Source organism: Microbacterium sp. AC026, from assembly GCF_979258475.1.
In genome coordinates this window covers 307,147-326,437 of record NZ_OZ409857.1, presented here as the reverse complement: position 1 = coordinate 326,437, position 19,291 = coordinate 307,147, and the positions used below count along the sequence as shown (strand labels likewise).

The window sequence follows — 19,291 nt, the reverse complement described above, 5'->3', positions numbered from 1 at the left end:
TGACAGATCATGGAAGAACGTCAACTGGTGCTCGACGCGATGTCCGACCGCGCTCGGGAGTGGGATGCCACGCAGTCGCGCATCCTCGACGCCGCCGATGCGCTGATCGGTCGACGAGGCGTGAATGGCGTCACGATCGCAGAGCTCGCTCGGCGCGCGGGTCACAGCCGGCCGACGATCTACCGCAGCTGGAACGACGCCGACGATGTCGTCCGCTCAGCGCTCCTGCGCAGAGTCGCGGTGATCCTCGCGCAGTTCCCCACGCACGCGACCAGCCGACACGGACTCGTCGACGATGTTCTCCGCTTCTCCACCCTCTTCCGTGCCGACGACGTGTACGGACGGCTTCTCGCCGATGAACCGGAGGCGTTCACCCGCTACACGCTGCAGCGTGTGGGTTCGAGCCAGAGACTCATCCTGAGCTGGCTGGCGACCGCGATCGGTGCGGCGCAGCAGGGAGGATCGGTGAGGCACGGCGATCCCGACGAGATTGCCGTCATGCTGCTGCTCATCGCGCAGTCGGCCGTGCTCTCGCACGGAACGGTGTCGGAGCTCCTCTCTGAGGAGTCTTGGGAACGCGAGCTGCGAGCAGCCCTCGACGGGCTCCTGCGGCCATGACCGCGCACTCCCCCGACCTCAACGTCGCGCGTCGGGCCGCAGAGCTCTCCCTGGCCGCGGAGCAGACCGTCGACCTTCTGGTGATCGGCGGAGGCATCACGGGGGTCGGTGTCGCGCTCGACGCCGCCTCGCGGGGTCTGAGCGTCACTCTTCTCGAAGGCGAGGACCTCGCGTTCGGCACCAGCCGATTCAGCTCGAAACTGGTGCACGGTGGACTCCGTTATCTCGCCACCGGCGATGTGGCCACGGCGAAGGAGAGCGCATTCGAGCGTCACCTGCTGATGACCACGATCGCGCCGCACCTCATTCGCTCTCTCCCGCAGCTGCTGCCCTTCACGACAGGGCTGACGGCCCGCCAGCGCGCAGCCGGCGCGGTCGGGATGGCCCTGGGTGACCTGCTGCGGATGCGAGCGGGCACGCCGCGCCGGTTCCTCCCCCGCCGCGTGTCGTCTCGGCGCGAACGGCACAGCGGCTCTTCCCGTCGCTCGCCGGAGCTGGGCTGCGCGGAGGGATGCTCTCCTACGACGGGCAGCTGATCGACGACGCCCGCCTGGTCGTGACCGTCGCCAGGACAGCCGCCAGTCTGGGCGCCCGCGTCCTCACCCGCGTCCGAGCGCTCGAGCTGCGCGTCGGCGGCGCGACCGCCGAAGACGTGCTGACGGGCGAGCGTCTGGACATGCGCGCCCGATCCGTCGTCAATGCCACCGGCGTCTGGGCCGGAAGCCTCGACGAGTCGATCACCGTGCGGCCCAGCCGCGGAACGCACATCGTGCTGGATGCCGCGGATCTCGGCGACCCGTCCTCGGCACTGACCATTCCGCATGAGGGGTCGATCAGCCGCTTCGTGTTCGCGCTGCCGCAGCAGCACGGCCGCGTGATCGTCGGACTCACTGACGAAGATGCGCCGGGCCCTGTTCCGCGGGTCCCCGAGCCGACCGAGGGCGAGATCGAGTTCCTGCTCGCGAATCTCAACCGAGTACTGACCGTCCCGATCACGCGCACGCAGGTCAGAGGATCGTTCGCGGGCCTGCGGCCGCTCGTCGACACCGGTGCGGCGTCGACGGCGGACATCTCCCGTCGGCATCTGGTCCGCGTCTCCGAGCGCGGCTTCGTCAACGTCCTCGGAGGCAAGCTGACCACCTACCGGCGGATGGCGGAGGATGCGGTCGACCTCGCCGTGGCATCGGCGGGGCTCGACGCCGGCGCGAGCCGCACGGCATCCCTCCGCCTCACCGACTCCGCGATGAGGGCCGAGGACAGCGGGGGCCGGGGGCACATCTCCCCAGCGACCATCGACTTCGCCGTCCGCGCGGAGGGCGCGATGACCGCCGACGACGTCCTCGACCGCCGCACCCGGCTCGGCCTCGTCGACGACGACCGGGAGCGGCAGAGGGCGTTCGTCGAATCCGAGGTCGCCGAGATCCTCGCCACGTTCTCCTGACGACGCCGCATCCGCGCGACCGCCGTCAACCGTATCCGCGTCACGGCACACCGGGTAACGAGCACGGAACAGCGAATGAACACCTTCGCCAGCGCCGCTCAGAGAGCGCTCCGAACGCGATCGAGGGGGCACAGTGGTGGCATGGACATGCTCCTCTCGATGTTGGGCGGCAAGGGAATGTCGGGGCTCTTCAAGACCGGCACGGCGATCCTCACGATCCTGCTGGTCGTGCCGGCGCTGCTGAAGATCTTCATCGTCACGGTCGATGAGGGGTGGGCTGCGATCCGCACCCGGAACGGCAAGCCGATCATCCGGAACCGCCCGCAACGGCGCCCCACCTCACGTGGCGGAGCGGTCGGCGAAGTCGTGGTCCTCGATCCGGGGTCGCATGGCGCGTTCCCCCTGTTCTACTGGTATCGACTGATCGATGTGCGCTGCAGGGCGACGGATCTGCCCGCGCGCGAGATGACCGGGGCGAGCGGCCATCAGCACCGGGTGCACGCGTCGTTCGAGTGGCGACCGATCCCGACCGGACGAGATCTCCGAGTGTTCGAACTCGACGTCGTGAACGTCAAAGAACGGGCCTCGAACATCGTGGGCGCCGCACTGCGCGACGTCATCCGCGGCCTCGAGGGCGCGGAGCTGCCCCACAACGACGAGATCAACACCCGCGTGATCGCGGCCAGCGCCGACGAGGTGCGTCGGGCATGCGGCGTCGAGCTGGTACGCGTCATGGTCACCGGTGACGCGCTCACCGACGGCTATCTGCTCTCGGCCGCGCTCCGGGACACCGATCGCGGGGCGCAGGCGGTCGCCGCACTCCACGCTCTCAACTGATCGCAGCGGTCGAACGGTCTGTGACCGTCATCCGCCGTCACGCGGTGGCGACGCCGGTCAGCGGCGTTCGTGCAGCGGCAGATCGACCGTCCCGCTCGTGCCCGCATCCCGAGCGACGGGGATCCGAGTCCCGAGCACCTGCGACACGACGTCCTGCGCGATCTTCGATGCGGTGAGACCGGCGTCGGCGAGGATCTGGTCCCTCGACGCGTGATCGATGAACTCGTCAGGAAGCCCCAGCTCGTCGACGGCGGTGTCGATGCCCGCCTCGCGAAGCACCTGCCGGACACGCGTGCCGATGCCGCCGACGCGGATGCCGTCTTCGATGGTGATGACCAGACGATGACGAGCTGCCATGCTCACGATCGAGGGCTGCACCGGGATGGCCCAGCGCGGATCGATCACCGTGGCGCCGATGCCCTGAGCGCGCAGACGCTCTGCGACGTCCATCGCGAGCGCGGCGAACGGGCCGATGCCGATGAGCAGGACGTCCTCGGATTCGCCGCGGGCGAGCACATCGACGCCGTCGTGCAGCCGCTCGATCGCCGGAAGATCCGCCGCGACGTCGCCCTTCGGGAAGCGGATGACGGTCGGCGCATCGTCGACGAGCACCGCCTCATCGAGGGCCTCCTGCAACCGGGCTCCGTCACGCGGCGCGGCGATGCGGATGTGCGGGACGATCTGCAGCATCGCGAGATCCCACATGCCGTGGTGGCTGGGACCGTCCGGGCCGGTGACGCCGGCGCGGTCGAGCACGAAGGTCACGCCCGCCCGATGCAGAGCGACGTCCATGAGCACCTGGTCGAAGGCGCGCCCCATGAAGGTGGCGTAGACCGCGACGACGGGGTGCAGACCTCCGAAGGCGAGACCTGCGGCCGACGCGACGGCGTGCTGCTCGGCGATGCCCACGTCGTACACGCGATCGGGGAAGCGCTCGGCGAACGGCGCGAGACCGGTCGGTCGCAGCATCGCTGCGGTCATCGCGATGACGTCGCTTCGACGCTCTCCGATGGCGACGAGCGACTCGGAGAACACGTCGGACCAGCCCGTTCCGCTGGAAGAGAGGGTCTCGCCGGTCGCGGGGTCGATACGTCCGACCGCATGGAACTGGTCGGCCTCATCGTCGCGAGCAGGCTGGTAGCCGCGGCCCTTCTCGGTGATCGTGTGCACGATCACCGGCGCACCGTACGATTTGGCCAGCTCGAGCGTCTCGAGCAGGGCGGGGAGATCGTGCCCGTCGACCGGGCCGAGGTACTTGATGTCGAGGTTCGAGTACAGCGCCTCGTTGTTCGTGAACCGCGAGAGGAAGCCGTGGGTGCCGCCGCGCACCCCGCGGAACACCGCGCGGCCGACCGGACCGAACGCACGGAAGAGTCGGTCCGACTTGTGGTGCAGCTCCTTGTACGCAGCCGCGGTGCGCACCCGGTTGAGGAACCGGGACATGCCGCCGATGGTCGGCGCGTAGGAACGACCGTTGTCATTCACGACGATCACGAGGTTGCGATCGTTGTCGTCGGAGATGTTGTTGAGCGCCTCCCACGTCATGCCGCCCGTGAGTGCTCCGTCGCCGACGACGGCCACGACGTGACGGTCGGCTCGCCCCGTGGCGGTCAGCGCGCGCGACACACCGTCGGCCCAGCTGAGCGAGCTCGACGCGTGCGAGGACTCGACCACGTCGTGAGGGCTCTCGCCTCGCTGGGGATACCCGGCGAGTCCACCGCGCACTCGCAGAGACGAGAAGTCCTGGCGACCGGTGAGAAGCTTGTGCACGTAGGACTGGTGCCCCGTGTCGAAGATGAAGGGGTCGTCGGGTGACGAGAAGACGCGGTGCAGAGCGATCGTGAGCTCGACGACACCGAGGTTGGGGCCGAGATGCCCGCCGGTGCGCGACACGTTCTCGACGAGGAACTCGCGGATCTCACCGGCGAGTTCGATCAGCTGATCCTCTGACAGGGAGTCGAGGTCACGGGGTCCTGAGATGCTCGGAAGAATGGGCATCTGCACCTCCTCTTAGGCACCGTTCGCGGCGCCGATTCCGGTACGGACGCCTGCTCGATCCTACCCCGGGCACCCGGGAAAGCTCGGAGAGCGACTCCCCCTTGACACCGCCCCCGGCACGCGGAAAGGGCCCGGTTCCGAAGAACCGAGCCCTTTCCGATCGTGCGATCAGACCAGCGAACGCAGCACGTACTGCAGGATGCCGCCGTTGCGGTAGTAATCCGCCTCACCGGGGGTGTCGATGCGGACGACCGCGTCGAACTCGACGACCTGCTTGCCCTCGGGCGAGTTCTCACTCGGCATGGCCGTGACGCGAACCGTCTTCGGGGTCACGCCGTTGTTGAGCTCCTCGAGACCGGAGATCGAGACGATCTCGGTGCCGTCGAGACCCAGGGACTCCCAGCTCTCACCGGCCGGGAACTGCAGCGGGACGACGCCCATTCCGATCAGGTTCGAACGGTGGATGCGCTCGAAGCTCTCGGTGATGACCGCCTTGACGCCGAGGAGGCTCGTGCCCTTCGCCGCCCAGTCGCGCGACGATCCTGAACCGTACTCCTTGCCACCGAAGATGACGAGGGGCGTGCCCTGCTCCTGGTAGTTCATGCTCGCGTCGTAGATGTACGACTGCGGTCCACCGGGCTGGGTGAAGTCGCGGGTGTAGCCACCCTCGACGACCTGGCCGTCGTTGACAGCCGAGACCATCAGGTTCTTCAGGCGGATGTTCGCGAACGTGCCGCGGATCATGACCTCGTGGTTGCCGCGACGCGATCCGAAGGAGTTGAAGTCCTTGCGGTCGACCCCGTGCTCCATGAGGTACTGCGCCGCGGGGGTGCCGGGCTTGATGTTGCCGGCGGGCGAGATGTGGTCGGTCGTGACCGAGTCGCCCAGAGTCGCCATGACGCGGGCGCCCTCGATGTCGCGCACCGGGGTGAGCTCCATCGTCATGCCGTCGAAGTACGGAGCCTTGCGCACGTACGTCGAGTTCTCGTCCCACTGGAAGATGTCGTCGTCCGGGGTGGGCAGGCTGCGCCAGCGCTCGTCACCGTCGAAGACGGTCGCGTACTGCTTGATGAACTGCTCACGCGAGATCGAGGAATCGACGATCTCCTGCACCTCGTCGGGTGTCGGCCAGATGTCCTTGAGGAACACGTCGTTGCCGTCGGATCCCTTGCCGAGCGCATCGTTCTCGAAGTCGAAGTGCATCGACCCCGCGAGGGCGTAGGCGATCACGAGCGGCGGGCTCGCGAGGTAGTTCATCTTCACGTCGGGGCTGATGCGGCCCTCGAAGTTGCGGTTGCCCGAGAGCACGGCGGTCACGGCGAGGTCGTGATCGTTGATGGCCGCGGAGACCTCTTCGATCAGCGGACCCGAGTTTCCGATGCAGATGGTGCAGCCGTAGCCGACGGTGTAGAAGCCGAGGCCCTCGAGGTCCTTGTCGAGTCCAGACTTCTCGTAGTAGTCGGTGACGACCTTCGAGCCGGGGCCGAGGGTGGTCTTGACCCAGGGCTTCTGCTTCAGGCCCTTCTCGAGCGCCTTGCGGGCGACGAGACCTGCAGCGATCATCACCGAGGGGTTCGAGGTGTTGGTGCACGAGGTGATCGCCGCGAGGGTCACTGCACCGTTGTCGAGGATGTACTTCTCCCCGACGGAGTGGTGACCGGCACGGGCTTCGACGCGTTCGCCGGTGCGCCGCTGTTGATGTGCACGGGCCGGGTGGTGCGCGGCTCTTCTTCACCGGGCGCGTTGCCCGGGTCGGAGGCGGGGAACGAGTGCTTCGACTCGAGGTCGACGACGTCGTCCGAGGTCGAGGGTGCGGCGTAGGCCAGGATGTCCTGCTCGAACTGCGACTTCGCCTCGGAGAGGAGGATGCGGTCCTGCGGGCGCTTCGGGCCGGCGATCGACGGCACCACAGTGCCGAGGTCGAGCTCGAGGTACTCGCTGAAGACGGGCTCCTGCGATGCATCGTGCCAGAGCTTCTGGGTCTTCGCGTACGCCTCGACCAGCGCGACGGCCTCGTCGCTGCGGCCGGTCAGACGCAGGTAGTCGAGGGTCACGTCGTCGATCGGGAAGATCGCCGCCGTCGAACCGAACTCGGGCGACATGTTGCCGATCGTCGCGCGGTTGGCCAGCGGCACGGATGCCACGCCCTCACCGTAGAACTCGACGAACTTGCCCACGACTCCGTGCTTGCGCAGCAGGTCGGTGATCGTCAGCACGACGTCCGTGGCCGTGACGCCGGCCGGGATCTCGCCGGAGAGCTTGAAGCCGACGACGCGCGGGATGAGCATCGACACGGGCTGGCCGAGCATCGCGGCCTCGGCCTCGATGCCGCCGACGCCCCACCCGAGCACACCCAGGCCGTTGACCATCGTGGTGTGCGAGTCGGTGCCGACGCAGGTGTCGGGGTAGGCGCGCAGCACTCCGTCGACGTCACGGTCGTAGATGACCTTGGCCAGGTGCTCGATGTTCACCTGGTGCACGATGCCGGTTCCGGGGGAACGACCTTGAAGTCGCTGAATGCCGTCTGGCCCCAGCGAAGGAACTGGTACCGCTCGCCGTTGCGCTCGTACTCGATCTCGACGTTGCGCTCGAGGGCGTTCTCGGAACCGAAGAGGTCGGCGATCACCGAGTGGTCGATGACCATCTCGGCGGGCGAGAGCGGGTTGATCTTGTTCGCGTCGCCACCCAGCGCCGTGACGGCCTCGCGCATGGTGGCGAGGTCGACGATGCAGGGAACACCGGTGAAGTCCTGCATGACTACACGGGCCGGCGTGAACTGGATCTCGGTGCTCGGCTCAGCCGCGGCATCCCACGAACCCAGTGCTTCGATCTGCGCCTTGGTCACATTCGCGCCGTCCTCGGTGCGAAGCAGGTTCTCGAGGAGGACCTTCAGACTGAAAGGGAGCTTGTCGAAACCGGGCACCGTGTCGATGCGGAAGATCTCGTAGTCGGTGCTGCCGACCGTCAGGGTGCTCTTGGCACCGAAGCTGTTCACCGTGGACACGAATCCGTCTCCTTCTATTCGGATGGGAGCGACAGGCGCCTCCATCTTGCTCGCCAGCGAGCCCCTGCGGCTAGCAAGGCAGACCTAACCAGTCTGCTCCGCTCAGCCCTCAGGCGAAAGCCTGCAATTTATCTTGATGTCAAGATAAATCTATCACGGCTGAGCGGCCTTGTCGGCATCGGCGCCGCGCGGATACAGCGCGCGCACGACGAGCCAGGTGACGGCGATCAGCGGCGCGAACAGCGGCAGGCCCATGATCAGCTTCAGCGTGCCGAGCGCGGTGACGTCTCCGGCGAGGTACAGCGGCAACTGCACTGCGAGACGTGCGAAGAACAGAGCGGCCCAGGCCACGCCGAGCCACAGGAACGCACGACGCTTGCGACGGTCGCGCCGCCATGCGGTGCCCTCCCCCATCAGGAAACCGACCGCGAGACCGATCAGCGACCAGCCGATCAGCGCCGACACCAGCATGCCGGTGCCATAGACGGCGTTGGTGATGAGACCGGGGACGAAGTTGTCTTCGCCGCGGCCCGTCCACAGCGCGAGCGCAGCCGCGGCTGCGGCGGCCACGAGACCGCCGATGGCCGCAGACGGGGGTGACTTCTGGATCAGCCGCACGACGGTGAACACCGCGGCGAGCCCGACCGACACGCCCAGAGGAACGATCAGCGGCTCGGGGCGGATGGTGAAGAGGATGACGAACGCGAGGCTCGGAAGGACGGACTCGAGGATGCCGCGCCATCCGCCGATCGCGGACCACACCACACGGTGCGTCGCGCCGCTCTCGTTCGGGTCGAGACCCGCTCGGCGAGCGGCGCCGCCGAGAGCCGCGCCGACGATGTACGACGCGCTCTGCTCGCGCTCGGGCTCCGGGGCCGGGGTGGTCACGCGGAGCCGGGAGTCGCGGGCATCTTCAGCGGGATCAGGTCGCGCGGCGGCATCGGAGCGCCACCGCGCACGACGACGATCGACCGGAAGAGATCCTCGACCTTGGCGGCCGCTTCGAGATCGGATGCCGCGGCTCCGCCGATGACCCCACGAAGGAACCAGCGGGGCCCGTCGATGCCGATGAAGCGCGCGAGGCGCAGCTCGGATCCCTCGTTGGCCGCCGCGGGAACCTCGGCGAGGAGCTCCTTGCCGAGGGGACCGTCGCGCTCCTCGACCCGGCCGCCCTGGGTGCGCACCTGATCACGCAGCTGCACCCGGGTCTCGTCCCAGAGACCGCCCGAGCGCGGTGCCGCGAAAGGCTGCACCTGCAGGGACGAATCGGCGTAGTCGAGCCCGACGGCCACGATGCGCTTGGACTGCTCTTCGACCTCGAGCCGAAGGTTGAGGCCCTCGCGCGGAAGGATCTTGATGCCGCCGAGATCGATGTAGGGCCGGACGGGGTTCGCCTCGGAGTCGTCGAACGGGCCCTGTGTCGCCCGGTCGTCCGGTGCGGACTTCGAAGGAGTCGCGTTGTTGTCAGTCATTGGTCTGTCCTGCCGAAGGGGAATGGGATCCTGCCTGGTAGCCCGTCGAGCCGAAGCCACCCTCGCCGCGGACGCTCTCTGGCAGCTCCTCGACCGGGATGAACACGGCTCGGGTCACGGGCATCACGATCAGTTGCGCGATGCGATCGCCGACGGCGACATCGTACGCGCTGTGGATGTCGGTGTTGATCAGGCTCACCTTGATCTCACCGCGATAGCCGGCATCCACCGTGCCGGGCGAGTTGACGATCGAGATCCCGTGCTTGGCCGCGAGCCCGCTGCGCGGCACCACGAATGCGGCGTATCCCTCGGGCAGCGCGATGCGCACTCCGGTGGCCACGAGCGCCCGCTCGCCGGGTGCCAGGCGGACGGCCTCGGCGGCGACGAGATCGGCGCCCGCATCACCGGGGTGGGCATAGCCGGGCACCACAGAGGTGATAATGGGGACATCAACGGAATCAGTCACCCCACGAGGCTAATGCAGAACATCGCTCCTGACGCGCGGATCCACTACCGCGAGAGACTGTCCCCCAGCCTGTGGCTGCTGGTGACGGTCGCTCTGGCGGGCCCCATGGTGGCGCTCATCTTCGTGCCCGTCGGCTCGACCATCGCCCTGGTCGTCGGCGCAGCGGTCTCGGCTCTCCTCGTGATCGCCTTCCTCGCACTCGCCCCGCCCGTCTCGGTCGACGGCGATGTGCTGCGGGCCGGTCGAGCGCATATCGACGTCCGACACCTCGGCACACCACGGGCGCTGAACGGCGAAGAGGCGCGCCAGGCTCGAGGACCGGGGCTCCCGGCGCGAGGCTGGCACCTGATCCGGGGCGGAGTCGACGGAATCGTCGTCGTTCCGAACATCGACCCCGACGATCCCGTCGACACCTGGACCATCTCGTCGCGCACGCCCGATCGGCTGGCCGCCGCGATCGTCGCGGCCCAGCGCTGACCACGCCGCCCGCCTGAGCACGTTGCGGGATCGATCACGCCGCTCAAGGCCGGAAAGACGACGCGCCCCTGACCAAGCGGTCGGGGGCGCGTGAGATCTCGCTCTATGGTGCGCTCAGGCGGCGCACTCCTTGCAGATGGGGCCGGATGCGCCCTCGTGGTCGAGCTGAGAACGGTGCTTCACGAGGAAGCAGTTCATGCAGGTGAACTCGTCCTGCTGCGCGGGCAGCACGACGACATCGAGCTCGAGGTCGGAGAGATCCGCTCCCGGGAGGTCGAAGCTGGACGGGTTGTCCGCGTCTTCGTCTCCCGATGAGCCGGAGAGCTTGTCCGGCACACGCTCCTTGAGGGCTTCGATCGACTCGGAGTCGTCTTCACTCTTGCGGGGAGCGTCGTAGTCGGTTGCCATGTGGTAAATCTCCACTTTCATGCGAGTGGGTGGTGCGCCGTCGGGGTAATCGGCGGCCATAGTTTGCATGACCGCGGAGGAATAAGCAAATGCCCGCGGCTGCGACAGACCAAACTCACGGCACGCCCAGACTATTCCCGGTTCTGAGCGGCCCCGCGTGACACCATGAACGCACACCCATCAGAGGGGCATTCGCATGGAAAACGTCACCATCGTCGGCACAGAAGCAGGACTGCTCGTACTCGCGACCGAGTCGGGCGAGCGGTTCGCGCTGCCCATCGACGACGTCCTGCACCGAGAGATCCGTCGGGCGACGCGACAGAGCGAGCCGGCTGCTCAGCGTCTCGCGGCGAGCCCGCGCGACATCCAGGCTCAGATCCGCGCCGGTCTCACGGCGCCCGAGGTCGCGGCCCTCCTCGGCATCGGCGTCGACGACGTCATCCGCTTCGAAGGACCCGTTCTCGCCGAGCGCGAGCACGTCATCGGCCAGGCGCTCGCCGTACCCGTCCTGATCGGCAGCGATGTCGAGCCCGACGCTCAGCCGACTTTCGGCACCGCGATCCGAGCCAAGCTGTCAGAGGTCGAGGCCTCTGCCGAGCGCTGGGCGAGCTGGAAGGACGAGAGCGGCTGGATCATCAAGCTCGAGTTCACCGCCAACGAGGTCGAGCACGACGCTCGCTGGAGCTTCGACCCCCGCCGCAGCGCCCTCGCACCGCTCAACGCCGATGCGACCCAGCTGTCTCGCCAGGGCTCGCTGCCGGACGGACTCATCCCGCGACTGCGCGCCGTCGAGGCCGAGCGGCAGGCATCGCCCTACAAGGACGACAGCCGTTTCGACTCCGGCGCATTCGGGCCACGTCTGCTCCCGGCGCCCGAAGCCGAGGTCGACGACAGCATCGCCCCAGAGCGCTCGATGGCAGCGGCGCAGGACGCCGCGATCAAGCGCGCGCCGGAGTCCGCGACGACGAGCCCCGAGACCGCCGACCTGCTCGAGGCGTTGCGACGCCGGCGGGGTCAGCGCGAGACCGCACCGATCCTCGACGAGCCGGACGACGAGAACTCGGACCAGAGTCCGATCGCGCTGTTCGACGCCTTCGAGAGCGTTCCTGCGGAGAGTGACGAGCCGGAGCCCGCACCGGAGCCCGCGAACGAGGGCAACGGTCGCCGTCGACGCCGCAACGCGATGCCGTCGTGGGACGAGATCGTCTTCGGGGCCCGCACCGACGAGTAGACCGGCCCCCGGCACGAGTGCGAGGACTCAGCGCGCGAAGGCTCCGAACCTGAGCAGCGGAACCTGACGCTCTTCCGGAGTCAGTCCCCCGTGCTGCCCGATCATTCCACGGCCGCGCTGGTCTGCAGCCGTGCCGTCGTAGACGGCACCGTTGCCCCGGGCCACGACGAGGACATCGCCGATCCGCGACGAGGCCGCGTCGGTCACCTCCGGGCCGAACAATCCCGCCGCGATCGCCTGATCCCGGGTTCCGACATCAGCGACGCCGTCGAGGTCACGAACCCACCGCTCGGCGACCGCAGATGCGTCGGCATCCGGTTCGACATAGACGTGCAGCATCCGCGGTTCCCCACCGAGATGGCGAACTCCCTCGAGGTGCTCTGCCTCGAGAACGATCTGCCGGTGTGCCGGCACGTCGAGCATGCCGTGGTCCGACGTCACGAGCACACCGACACCCGGCGGCACACGTCGTGAGAGCGCGGCGTCGATCTCCTCGAGCGCGGCGATCCAGTGCACGGAGTCGAGGCCGTATCTGTGCCCCGCCTTGTCGGCCTCGGGGAGGTAGCAGTAGACGAGCGAGCCCGGGTGGCGCTCCGCGAGGTCGTATGCGGCCTCCACTCGCTCGGCGGGTGTCTGGGCGGCGACGAAGTCGCCACCGCGCAGCGTCGCACGGGTGAACCCGCTCCCCGCGTACGCCGCGACGCCGACGGCGAAGGTCGGACGACCCTCTGACCTGGCGCGCTCGAAGACCGTCGGAGCCGCCTGCCACGTCGCCGGATCGAGACCATCCGACTCCCAGCCCGTGAGCTGGTTGACCAGCACGTCCCTGTCCGGATCGAGGACCCGGTAGCCGACCAGTCCATGCTGGCCGGGCCATGTGCCCGTGAGGATGCTGGTGAGAGCCGCCGCGGTGGTCGACGGGAAGACCGAATGGGCGACATCCTTCTTCGCCATACCGGCGGTGAGCGCTCTGGCGTGGCCGGCATGGGCGCGCAGACTGATGGCGCCGAGGCCGTCGATGAGCACGAGGACGACGGACTCGGCCCGCGGCAGGGTCGCGGACTCACCGCGCAGAGCGGCGAACACGTCGTCCGCCACCCCGACGACGCTCCGGGCTGCCGGCGACTCGGACGGTAGAATGAGGGACATCCGAGCCAGTCTGACACAGGCTCCCGTACGCCCTCAGCCTCGCACCATTCAGGATGCCCATGCCGAAGACCCCGCCTGCCGAGCTCGCCCCTGAGCGTATCCAGGACATCGATCTCGAGACAGAGATGCAGGGTTCCTTCCTCGAGTACGCCTACTCGGTGATCTACTCGCGGGCTCTGCCCGACGCTCGCGACGGCCTGAAGCCCGTGCAGCGACGCATCCTGTATCAGATGGCCGAGATGGGCCTCCGTCCCGACCGCGGTCACGTCAAGAGCGCCCGCGTCGTGGGCGAGGTCATGGGAAAGCTGCACCCGCACGGCGACTCGGCGATCTACGACGCCCTCGTGCGCCTCGCCCAGGAGTGGGCGCTGCGCGTGCCGCTGGTCGACGGACACGGCAACTTCGGCTCGCTCGACGACGGTCCCGCGGCTGCGCGCTACACCGAGGCGCGTCTCGCCTCCCCCGCGATGGCGCTCACCGAGAACCTCGACGAGGACGTCGTCGATTTCATCCCGAACTACGACGGCCAGTTCCAGCAGCCGTCCGTGCTGCCCGCAGCTTTCCCGAACCTGCTCGTCAACGGAGCGAGCGGTATCGCCGTCGGCATGGCGACCAACATGGCACCGCACAACCTGATCGAGGTCGTCGCCGCCGCCACCCACCTGCTCGAGAATCCCGACGCGACGACCGAAGAGCTCATGGAGTTCGTCCCCGGACCGGACTTCCCCTCGGGCGGCATCCTGATGGGTCTCGACGGAGTCAAGGACGCATACGCGACCGGACGCGGCGCATTGAAGGTGCGCGGCAAGGTGTCGGTCGAGCCACTCGGCCCGCGGCGCACCGGCATCGTCGTATCCGAGCTGCCGTACATGGTCGGGCCGGAGCGACTGATCGAGAAGATCCGTGACGCCGTCCAGTCGAAGAAGCTGCAGGGCATCAGCGACGTGACCGACCTCACCGACCGCAACCACGGCCTGCGCGTCGCGATCGGCATCAAGACCGGGTTCGACCCCAACGCCGTCCTCGAGCAGCTCTACCGGCTCACGCCTCTCGAGGATTCCTTCAGCATCAACAATGTGGCTCTGGTCGACGGCCAGCCCCGCACCCTCGGGCTCAAGGAGATGCTGCGCGTCTATGTCGCGCACCGGCTCGAGGTCATCACGCGCCGCAGCCGCTATCGCCTCGCTCGCCGCGAAGAGCGTCTGCACCTCGTCGAGGGGCTCCTCATCGCGATCCTCGACATCGACGAGGTCATCCAGGTCATCCGCTCCTCCGACGACTCCGAGCAGGCGCGCGCACGACTGCGGTCCGTCTTCGACCTCAGCGAACTGCAGGCGGAGTACATCCTCGAGCTGCGCCTGCGGCGTCTGACGAAGTTCTCGCGCATCGAGCTCGAGACCGAGCGCGACGCGCTGCTCGCCGAGATCGCCAGACTCCGCGATCTCCTGTCGAGCGAGGCCCTGCTGCGCGCAGTGGTCGCACAGGAGTTGGATGCCGCAGCCGAGGCCTACGGCACTCCTCGCCGTACGCTCCTGATGAACGCCGCGCCCCCGAAGCCGCGCGCGACGAAGGGGGCCGTCGACCTGCAGATCGCCGATGCTCCCACCGTGCTCGTGCTGTCGACGACCGGACGCGCCGTGCGCGTGGACCTCGCCGAGGGGCAGGAGCTCACGCTGCCGGCCCGACGGAGCAAGCACGACGCGATCCTGACCACCGTCGACACGACGGTGCGCGCGGAGATCGGTGCACTGACGACGGAAGGGCGCGTGCTGCGCTTCTCCCCGTCGATCTGCCGTCGGTACCGTCGTCTTCCGTGCAGCTCGCAGCAGGCGCGCCGCTGCGCGACTACCTCGGGATCACCACCCGCGGAGAGCGGATCCTCGCGTTCGTGCGCTTCGACAGCGACGTCCCGATCGCCCTGGGCACGGCCCAGGGCACAGTCAAGCGGATCGTTCCCTCCACGCTCCCCGTGCGTCCCGACCTCGAGGTCATCGGCATGAAGCCCGGCGACACGGTCGTGGGTGCTGTCGAGGCTCAGGATGACGCAGACCTCGTGTTCGTGACCACGGATGCCCAGCTGCTGCGCTTCTCGGCCTCAGCCGTGCGCCCGCAGGGAGCACCGGCCGGCGGCATGGCGGGCATGAAGCTGGGGGCCGGCGCGTCCGTGCTGTTCTTCGGCGCTGTCACTCCGGATGCCGATGCCGTCGTCGCCACGGTCTCCGGTTCCGACAGCAGCCTGCCCGGTACCGAACCGGGACGTGCCAAGGTGACCTCGTTCGCGGAGTATCCCTCGAAGGGCCGAGCGACCGGCGGAGTCCGTGCCCACGCCTTCCTGAAGGGCGAGGACCGCCTCATGGTCGCCTGGGTCGGGCCGAGCCCGGCGCAGGCCGTCGATCCGACGGGTGCGGTGCGCAAACTCCCCGAACCCGGCGCACGACGCGACGCATCGGGTCAGCCGGTGGACGGCGTGATCGGGAGCATCGGCCGCACTCTGGTCTGAGCGCGGTCAGAGCCGCTTGCCGAACGCCCACCGCGACGCGCTGCTCGATGTCTACCGCGCGGCTCTGGCGCTGAGCCGCTGAACGATCAGGCGTCGATCGATTCCCGGGAGAGGCGATCGGACGAATCGATGATGAACTCACGTCGAGGCGCGACCTCGTTGCCCATCAGCAGCTCGAACACGCGACCCGCAGCCTCGGCATCCTCCATGCGCACCCGGCGCAGCAGGCGGCCGCCGCGTTCCATGGTGGTCGTGGCGAGCTGCTCCGCGTCCATCTCGCCGAGTCCCTTGTATCGCTGAATCGGCTCGTGCCACCGCTTGCCCGACTTGCGGAGCTTGGCGAGAAGGGCGTGCATCTCCTGCTCGCTGTAGGTGTAGATGGTCTCGTTGGGCTTGGAGCCCGGATTCATCACGATCACGCGGTGCAGCGGCGGCACCGCGGCGAACACGCGGCCATGCTCGATGAGCGGCCGCATGTAGCGATAGAACAGCGTGAGCAGGAGCGTGCGGATGTGCGCGCCGTCGACATCGGCGTCGCTCATCAGGATGACCTTGCCGTACCGCGCGGCGTCGATGTCGAAGCTGCGGCCGGAGCCCGCACCGATCACCTGGATGATCGATGCGCACTCGGCGTTCGACAGCATGTCGCCGACCGACGCCTTCTGGACGTTGAGGATCTTTCCGCGAATGGGCAGCAGCGCCTGGAACTCGCTGTTCCGTGCGTTCTTCGCTGTGCCGAGCGCGGAGTCTCCCTCGACGATGAACAGCTCGCTGCGCTCCACCTCGTTCGTGCGGCAGTCGACCAGCTTGGTCGGAAGGGTCGAGGACTCGAGCGCGTTCTTTCGGCGCTGGGTCTCCTTGTGGGCACGAGCGGAGACTCGCGCCTTCATCTCCGCGACCACCTTGTCGAGCAGCTGCGTCGACTGGCTCTTGTCGTCGCGCTTCGTCGAGCTGAATCGGGCGCCGAGATCCTTCCGGAGCACCTGGGCCACGATCTGACGCACGGCCGGGGTGCCGAGGATCTCCTTCGTCTGGCCCTCGAACTGCGGCTCGGGGACGTTCACCGTGAGCACCGCGGTGAGCCCGGCGAGGACGTCGTCCTTCTCGAGCTTGTCGTTGCTGCCGACCTTCAATCGACGTGCGTTCTGCTCGACCTGCGAGCGCAGCACCTTGAGCAGCTCCTGCTCGAAGCCCTGCTGGTGGGTGCCGCCCTTGGGGGTCGCGATGATGTTGACGAACGACCGCGTGGTCGTGTCGTAGCCGGTGCCCCACCGCATCGCGATGTCGACGGCGCAGACGCGCTCCACCTCTGTGGCGATCATGTGGCCGTCGGCCTGCAGCACCGGCACTGTCTCTTTGAACGTGCCTTCGCCCTGGATGCGCCAGGTGTCGGTGACGGGAGCGTCGTTCGCGAGGTACTCGACGAACTCCGAGATGCCGCCGTCGTACCGGTAGGACGTCTCGATCGGCTGGCCCTCGACCTCGGCGCCGTTGGCCGCGCGCTCGTCGCGGATCACGAGTTCCAGCCCTGGGACGAGGAACGCCGTCTGACGTGCGCGAGTCACCAGGTCGTTGAGCTGGAACGCGGCATCCTTCGTGAAGATCTGGTGATCAGCCCAATAGCGGATACGTGTTCCGCTCGTGCCGCGCGGCGCCTTGCCGACGACCCGCAGCTCGCTCTTGTCCTGGAACGGGGTGAACGGAGCGTCCGGCCGCTTCTCACCCTTGTCGGCGAAGAGTCCGGGCTCGCCGCGATGGAACGACATGGCATAGGTCTTGCCACCTCGGTCTACCTCGACGTCGAGCCGCTCCGAGAGGGCGTTCACCACAGAGGCGCCCACACCGTGCAGACCACCGGATGCCGCGTAAGAGCCTCCGCCGAACTTTCCGCCGGCATGCAGCTTCGTGAAGACGACCTCGACGCCGGTGAGACCGGTGCGCGGCTCGACGTCGACGGGGATGCCGCGACCGCGGTCGTGGACCTCGACACTGCCGTCCTCATGCAGGATGATGTCGATCTTCGAGCCGTTGCCCGCGACGGCCTCGTCGACGGCGTTGTCGATGATCTCCCAGAGGCAGTGCATCAGGCCCGGGGATCCGTTCGAGCCGATGTACATACCTGGGCGCTTGCGGACGGCCTCGAGCCCTTCGAGCACCTGGAGATGATGGGCGGAATACTCGGCGGTCACAATCTCCGAGTCTATTCGCGATGCCTCTCCACCAGCCGCAGACACTCCCCGGGAGCCCTCAGTACGGCACCCGCGCGTACGCGCTGAGCGAAACACGCCGCAAACCGGGCATGCACACAGCCCCAGCGTGGTTGTATTGAACACGCCCAGCCAGCGAACCCGACACTCAAGGAGGCCCCGAGATGAACGCAACGACCGAACGTGAGACCTCCGCCGTCGAGTTCCGCCTGACCGCCATGGATCGCTGTGATTCATGTGGCGCTCAGGCGTACATCGCCGCCGAGGTCAACGGATCCGAGCTCCTGTTCTGCGCCCACCACGGTCGCAAGTACGAAGAGAAGCTCCGCAGCATCGCAACGAGCTGGCACGACGAGACCGCACGACTGATCGACTGATCGATCGCGGTTCGATCCGCCTCGGAGCCCGTCATCAGACGGGCTCCGCCTTCGTTAAGGGGTGGTGACCCGGCGCACGCGGCTCGTGAGCCGGGTGAGGATCTCCTCGCCGACGGTGTCGACGCGCTCGGCGAGGGTCGTCGCACTCGCTTCTCCGTGCTCGCCCGCGCCGAACAGCCAGACCGAGTCGCCGATCTGCATCCCCGTCCATCCCTGGACCAGCGACGTCGTCTCGTCGATCCGCAGCAGCTCGCGAGATCCGCCCGGGGTGCCCACGTCTGCTCCTGCGAGAGTGGACGGGATGCCGTCGAACGACCCGACGCCGACCTGAGCGTTCCCGTCCGAGATCTTCCGGACCGTCGCCGTGAGCTCGGCCACCGGCGTGACACCCGGCAGGTCGGGTCCCTCCGCCGAGCGGACGCCGTAGCAGAACGCCCCGATCCGAGACAGCGAGCCGCGGAGCTCCGGCCGCCACCAGGACGCAGCGGATGCCGTCAGGTGCAGCGCCTCGGGCGTCGGTCCGGACTGCTCCACGACGCGGACGGCATCGAGGAACAGGGCCTGAGCATCGTCGTCCTCGTCGTCGCTCGCCTCGGCGAGATGGCTCCAGATCCCGGCGAGCTCGAGGTGTCCCGCCGCTTCACCCGCGCGCACATCGGCGACGGTGCGCTCCCACTCGGCCGGGAGCAGACCGTTGCGATGCAGCCCCGTGTCGATCTTGAGGTGGATACGTGCCCGCGCGCCGGCATGCGCAGCCCTGGCGGTGATGCGCGCCAGGTACTCCGCCGATCCGACGCCGAGGTCGATGTCGGCGCGCAGCGCGTCGTCGATCTCCTCGTCCGTCGAGGTGACCCACGCGAAGATCCGACCGGTGTCGCCGAGCACGCGTCGTGCTTCGACCCCGCTTCGGACGTCGTATGACCCGTACCACTCGACGCCCGTGTCCTTCGCCGCCTCGACGGCCCACCGGAGTCCGTGACCGTACGCGTCGTCCTTGAGGACGACCATGAGCTCCGACGGGACGATGCGATCGCGGACCGCGCGGATGTTCGCTCGGAACAGGTCGGTGTCGATCCGCAGCTCCGGCCGACTCATGCCTCCCACCC

15 protein-coding genes and 2 pseudogenes are annotated in these 19,291 nt (G+C 68.1%); 8 read left to right on the top strand and 9 right to left on the bottom strand.

Features of this window, described 5'->3' with window-relative positions; translation table 11 throughout:
- Positions 1-9 precede the first annotated feature (9 nt).
- From ACZZ93_RS01710 to ACZZ93_RS01695, 4 genes are all read left to right on the top strand, one after another.
- The gene (locus ACZZ93_RS01710; RefSeq protein WP_463510352.1) at positions 10-618 is read left to right on the top strand and encodes a TetR/AcrR family transcriptional regulator; all 609 of its coding nucleotides are present in this window, start codon (positions 10-12) and stop codon (positions 616-618) included.
- Complete coding sequence (locus ACZZ93_RS01705; protein WP_463510351.1) at positions 615-1,154, top strand: FAD-dependent oxidoreductase; 540 nt, start codon at positions 615-617, stop codon at positions 1,152-1,154. The genes ACZZ93_RS01710 and ACZZ93_RS01705 overlap by 4 nt, the downstream gene beginning before the upstream one ends.
- Positions 1,130-2,059 (top strand): glycerol-3-phosphate dehydrogenase/oxidase, encoded by a 930-nt coding sequence (locus ACZZ93_RS01700; protein ID WP_463510350.1) that lies wholly within the window; start codon positions 1,130-1,132, stop codon positions 2,057-2,059. The genes ACZZ93_RS01705 and ACZZ93_RS01700 overlap by 25 nt, the downstream gene beginning before the upstream one ends.
- 141 nt (positions 2,060-2,200) lie before the next feature.
- The gene (locus ACZZ93_RS01695; RefSeq protein ID WP_053096235.1) at positions 2,201-2,896 is read left to right on the top strand and encodes an SPFH domain-containing protein; all 696 of its coding nucleotides are present in this window, start codon (positions 2,201-2,203) and stop codon (positions 2,894-2,896) included.
- 57 nt (positions 2,897-2,953) lie between these two features.
- On the opposite strand, the gene dxs is transcribed toward ACZZ93_RS01695, so the two are convergent.
- The 5 genes and pseudogenes from dxs to dut all read right to left on the bottom strand — a co-directional run bounded on the left by dxs (position 2,954) and on the right by dut (position 9,836).
- Positions 2,954-4,894, bottom strand: coding sequence for a 1-deoxy-D-xylulose-5-phosphate synthase (dxs, locus tag ACZZ93_RS01690; protein ID WP_056278804.1), 1,941 nt, complete (start codon positions 4,892-4,894; stop codon positions 2,954-2,956).
- 168 nt (positions 4,895-5,062) lie between these two features.
- Positions 5,063-7,943, bottom strand: a pseudogene (locus ACZZ93_RS01685) (aconitate hydratase).
- Positions 7,944-8,051: 108 nt separating this feature from the next.
- Positions 8,052-8,786, bottom strand: a complete 735-nt coding sequence (locus ACZZ93_RS01680; protein ID WP_463510349.1) for a DUF3159 domain-containing protein — start codon at positions 8,784-8,786, stop codon at positions 8,052-8,054.
- Positions 8,783-9,370, bottom strand: coding sequence for a DUF3710 domain-containing protein (locus ACZZ93_RS01675; protein WP_056278806.1), 588 nt, complete (start codon positions 9,368-9,370; stop codon positions 8,783-8,785). The genes ACZZ93_RS01680 and ACZZ93_RS01675 overlap by 4 nt, the downstream gene beginning before the upstream one ends.
- A complete protein-coding gene (gene dut / locus ACZZ93_RS01670; protein ID WP_463510348.1) occupies positions 9,363-9,836 on the bottom strand; it encodes a dUTP diphosphatase in 474 nt (157 codons plus the stop codon). Before dut ends, ACZZ93_RS01675 begins: the two co-directional genes overlap by 8 nt.
- A 12-nt stretch (positions 9,837-9,848) precedes the next feature.
- Here dut and ACZZ93_RS01665 point away from each other — a divergent pair, with 12 nt between their 5' ends.
- On the top strand, positions 9,849-10,313 hold the full coding sequence (locus ACZZ93_RS01665) for a DUF3093 domain-containing protein (RefSeq protein ID WP_056278808.1): 465 nt from the start codon (positions 9,849-9,851) through the stop codon (positions 10,311-10,313).
- Between the two features lie 114 nt (positions 10,314-10,427).
- Here ACZZ93_RS01665 and ACZZ93_RS01660 read toward each other — a convergent pair whose 3' ends face one another.
- Positions 10,428-10,721, bottom strand: a complete 294-nt coding sequence (locus tag ACZZ93_RS01660) for a DUF4193 domain-containing protein (RefSeq protein ID WP_042540214.1) — start codon at positions 10,719-10,721, stop codon at positions 10,428-10,430.
- 196 nt (positions 10,722-10,917) lie between these two features.
- On the opposite strand from ACZZ93_RS01660, the gene sepH reads away from it, so the two are divergent.
- The gene (gene sepH / locus ACZZ93_RS01655) at positions 10,918-11,952 is read left to right on the top strand and encodes a septation protein SepH (protein ID WP_463510347.1); all 1,035 of its coding nucleotides are present in this window, start codon (positions 10,918-10,920) and stop codon (positions 11,950-11,952) included.
- Positions 11,953-11,979: 27 nt separating this feature from the next.
- On the opposite strand, the gene ACZZ93_RS01650 is transcribed toward sepH, so the two are convergent.
- A complete protein-coding gene (locus tag ACZZ93_RS01650) occupies positions 11,980-13,101 on the bottom strand; it encodes an alkaline phosphatase family protein (protein ID WP_463510346.1) in 1,122 nt (373 codons plus the stop codon).
- A gap of 59 nt (positions 13,102-13,160) precedes the next feature.
- Here ACZZ93_RS01650 and ACZZ93_RS01645 point away from each other — a divergent pair.
- Positions 13,161-15,601, top strand: a pseudogene (locus ACZZ93_RS01645) (DNA gyrase/topoisomerase IV subunit A).
- 86 nt (positions 15,602-15,687) lie between these two features.
- Here the strand turns inward: ACZZ93_RS01645 and ACZZ93_RS01640 are convergent.
- Positions 15,688-17,790, bottom strand: coding sequence for a DNA gyrase/topoisomerase IV subunit B (locus ACZZ93_RS01640; RefSeq protein WP_082297819.1), 2,103 nt, complete (start codon positions 17,788-17,790; stop codon positions 15,688-15,690).
- 182 nt (positions 17,791-17,972) lie between these two features.
- On the opposite strand from ACZZ93_RS01640, the gene ACZZ93_RS01635 reads away from it, so the two are divergent.
- Complete coding sequence (locus ACZZ93_RS01635) at positions 17,973-18,185, top strand: DUF7455 domain-containing protein (RefSeq protein ID WP_042540282.1); 213 nt, start codon at positions 17,973-17,975, stop codon at positions 18,183-18,185.
- Between the two features lie 54 nt (positions 18,186-18,239).
- On the opposite strand, the gene ACZZ93_RS01630 is transcribed toward ACZZ93_RS01635, so the two are convergent.
- Positions 18,240-19,280, bottom strand: coding sequence for an alanine racemase (locus ACZZ93_RS01630; RefSeq protein WP_463510345.1), 1,041 nt, complete (start codon positions 19,278-19,280; stop codon positions 18,240-18,242).
- Between the last annotated feature and the right edge of the window lie 11 nt (positions 19,281-19,291).

What these genes read in the sequence shown, in the direction of transcription:
- sepH (WP_463510347.1), top strand. Translation starts at nt 10,918, where the DNA reads ATGGAAAACGTCACCATCGTCGGCACAGAAGCAGGACTGCTCGTACTC.
- ACZZ93_RS01675 (WP_056278806.1), bottom strand. Translation starts at nt 9,370, where the DNA reads ATGACTGACAACAACGCGACTCCTTCGAAGTCCGCACCGGACGACCGG.
- ACZZ93_RS01660 (WP_042540214.1), bottom strand. Translation starts at nt 10,721, where the DNA reads ATGGCAACCGACTACGACGCTCCCCGCAAGAGTGAAGACGACTCCGAG.
- ACZZ93_RS01665 (WP_056278808.1), top strand. Translation starts at nt 9,849, where the DNA reads ATGCAGAACATCGCTCCTGACGCGCGGATCCACTACCGCGAGAGACTG.
- ACZZ93_RS01705 (WP_463510351.1), top strand. Translation starts at nt 615, where the DNA reads ATGACCGCGCACTCCCCCGACCTCAACGTCGCGCGTCGGGCCGCAGAG.
- ACZZ93_RS01700 (WP_463510350.1), top strand. Translation starts at nt 1,130, where the DNA reads ATGCTCTCCTACGACGGGCAGCTGATCGACGACGCCCGCCTGGTCGTG.
- ACZZ93_RS01650 (WP_463510346.1), bottom strand. Translation starts at nt 13,101, where the DNA reads ATGTCCCTCATTCTACCGTCCGAGTCGCCGGCAGCCCGGAGCGTCGTC.
- ACZZ93_RS01635 (WP_042540282.1), top strand. Translation starts at nt 17,973, where the DNA reads ATGAACGCAACGACCGAACGTGAGACCTCCGCCGTCGAGTTCCGCCTG.
- dxs (WP_056278804.1), bottom strand. Translation starts at nt 4,894, where the DNA reads ATGCCCATTCTTCCGAGCATCTCAGGACCCCGTGACCTCGACTCCCTG.
- ACZZ93_RS01630 (WP_463510345.1), bottom strand. Translation starts at nt 19,280, where the DNA reads ATGAGTCGGCCGGAGCTGCGGATCGACACCGACCTGTTCCGAGCGAAC.
- ACZZ93_RS01710 (WP_463510352.1), top strand. Translation starts at nt 10, where the DNA reads ATGGAAGAACGTCAACTGGTGCTCGACGCGATGTCCGACCGCGCTCGG.
- ACZZ93_RS01695 (WP_053096235.1), top strand. Translation starts at nt 2,201, where the DNA reads ATGGACATGCTCCTCTCGATGTTGGGCGGCAAGGGAATGTCGGGGCTC.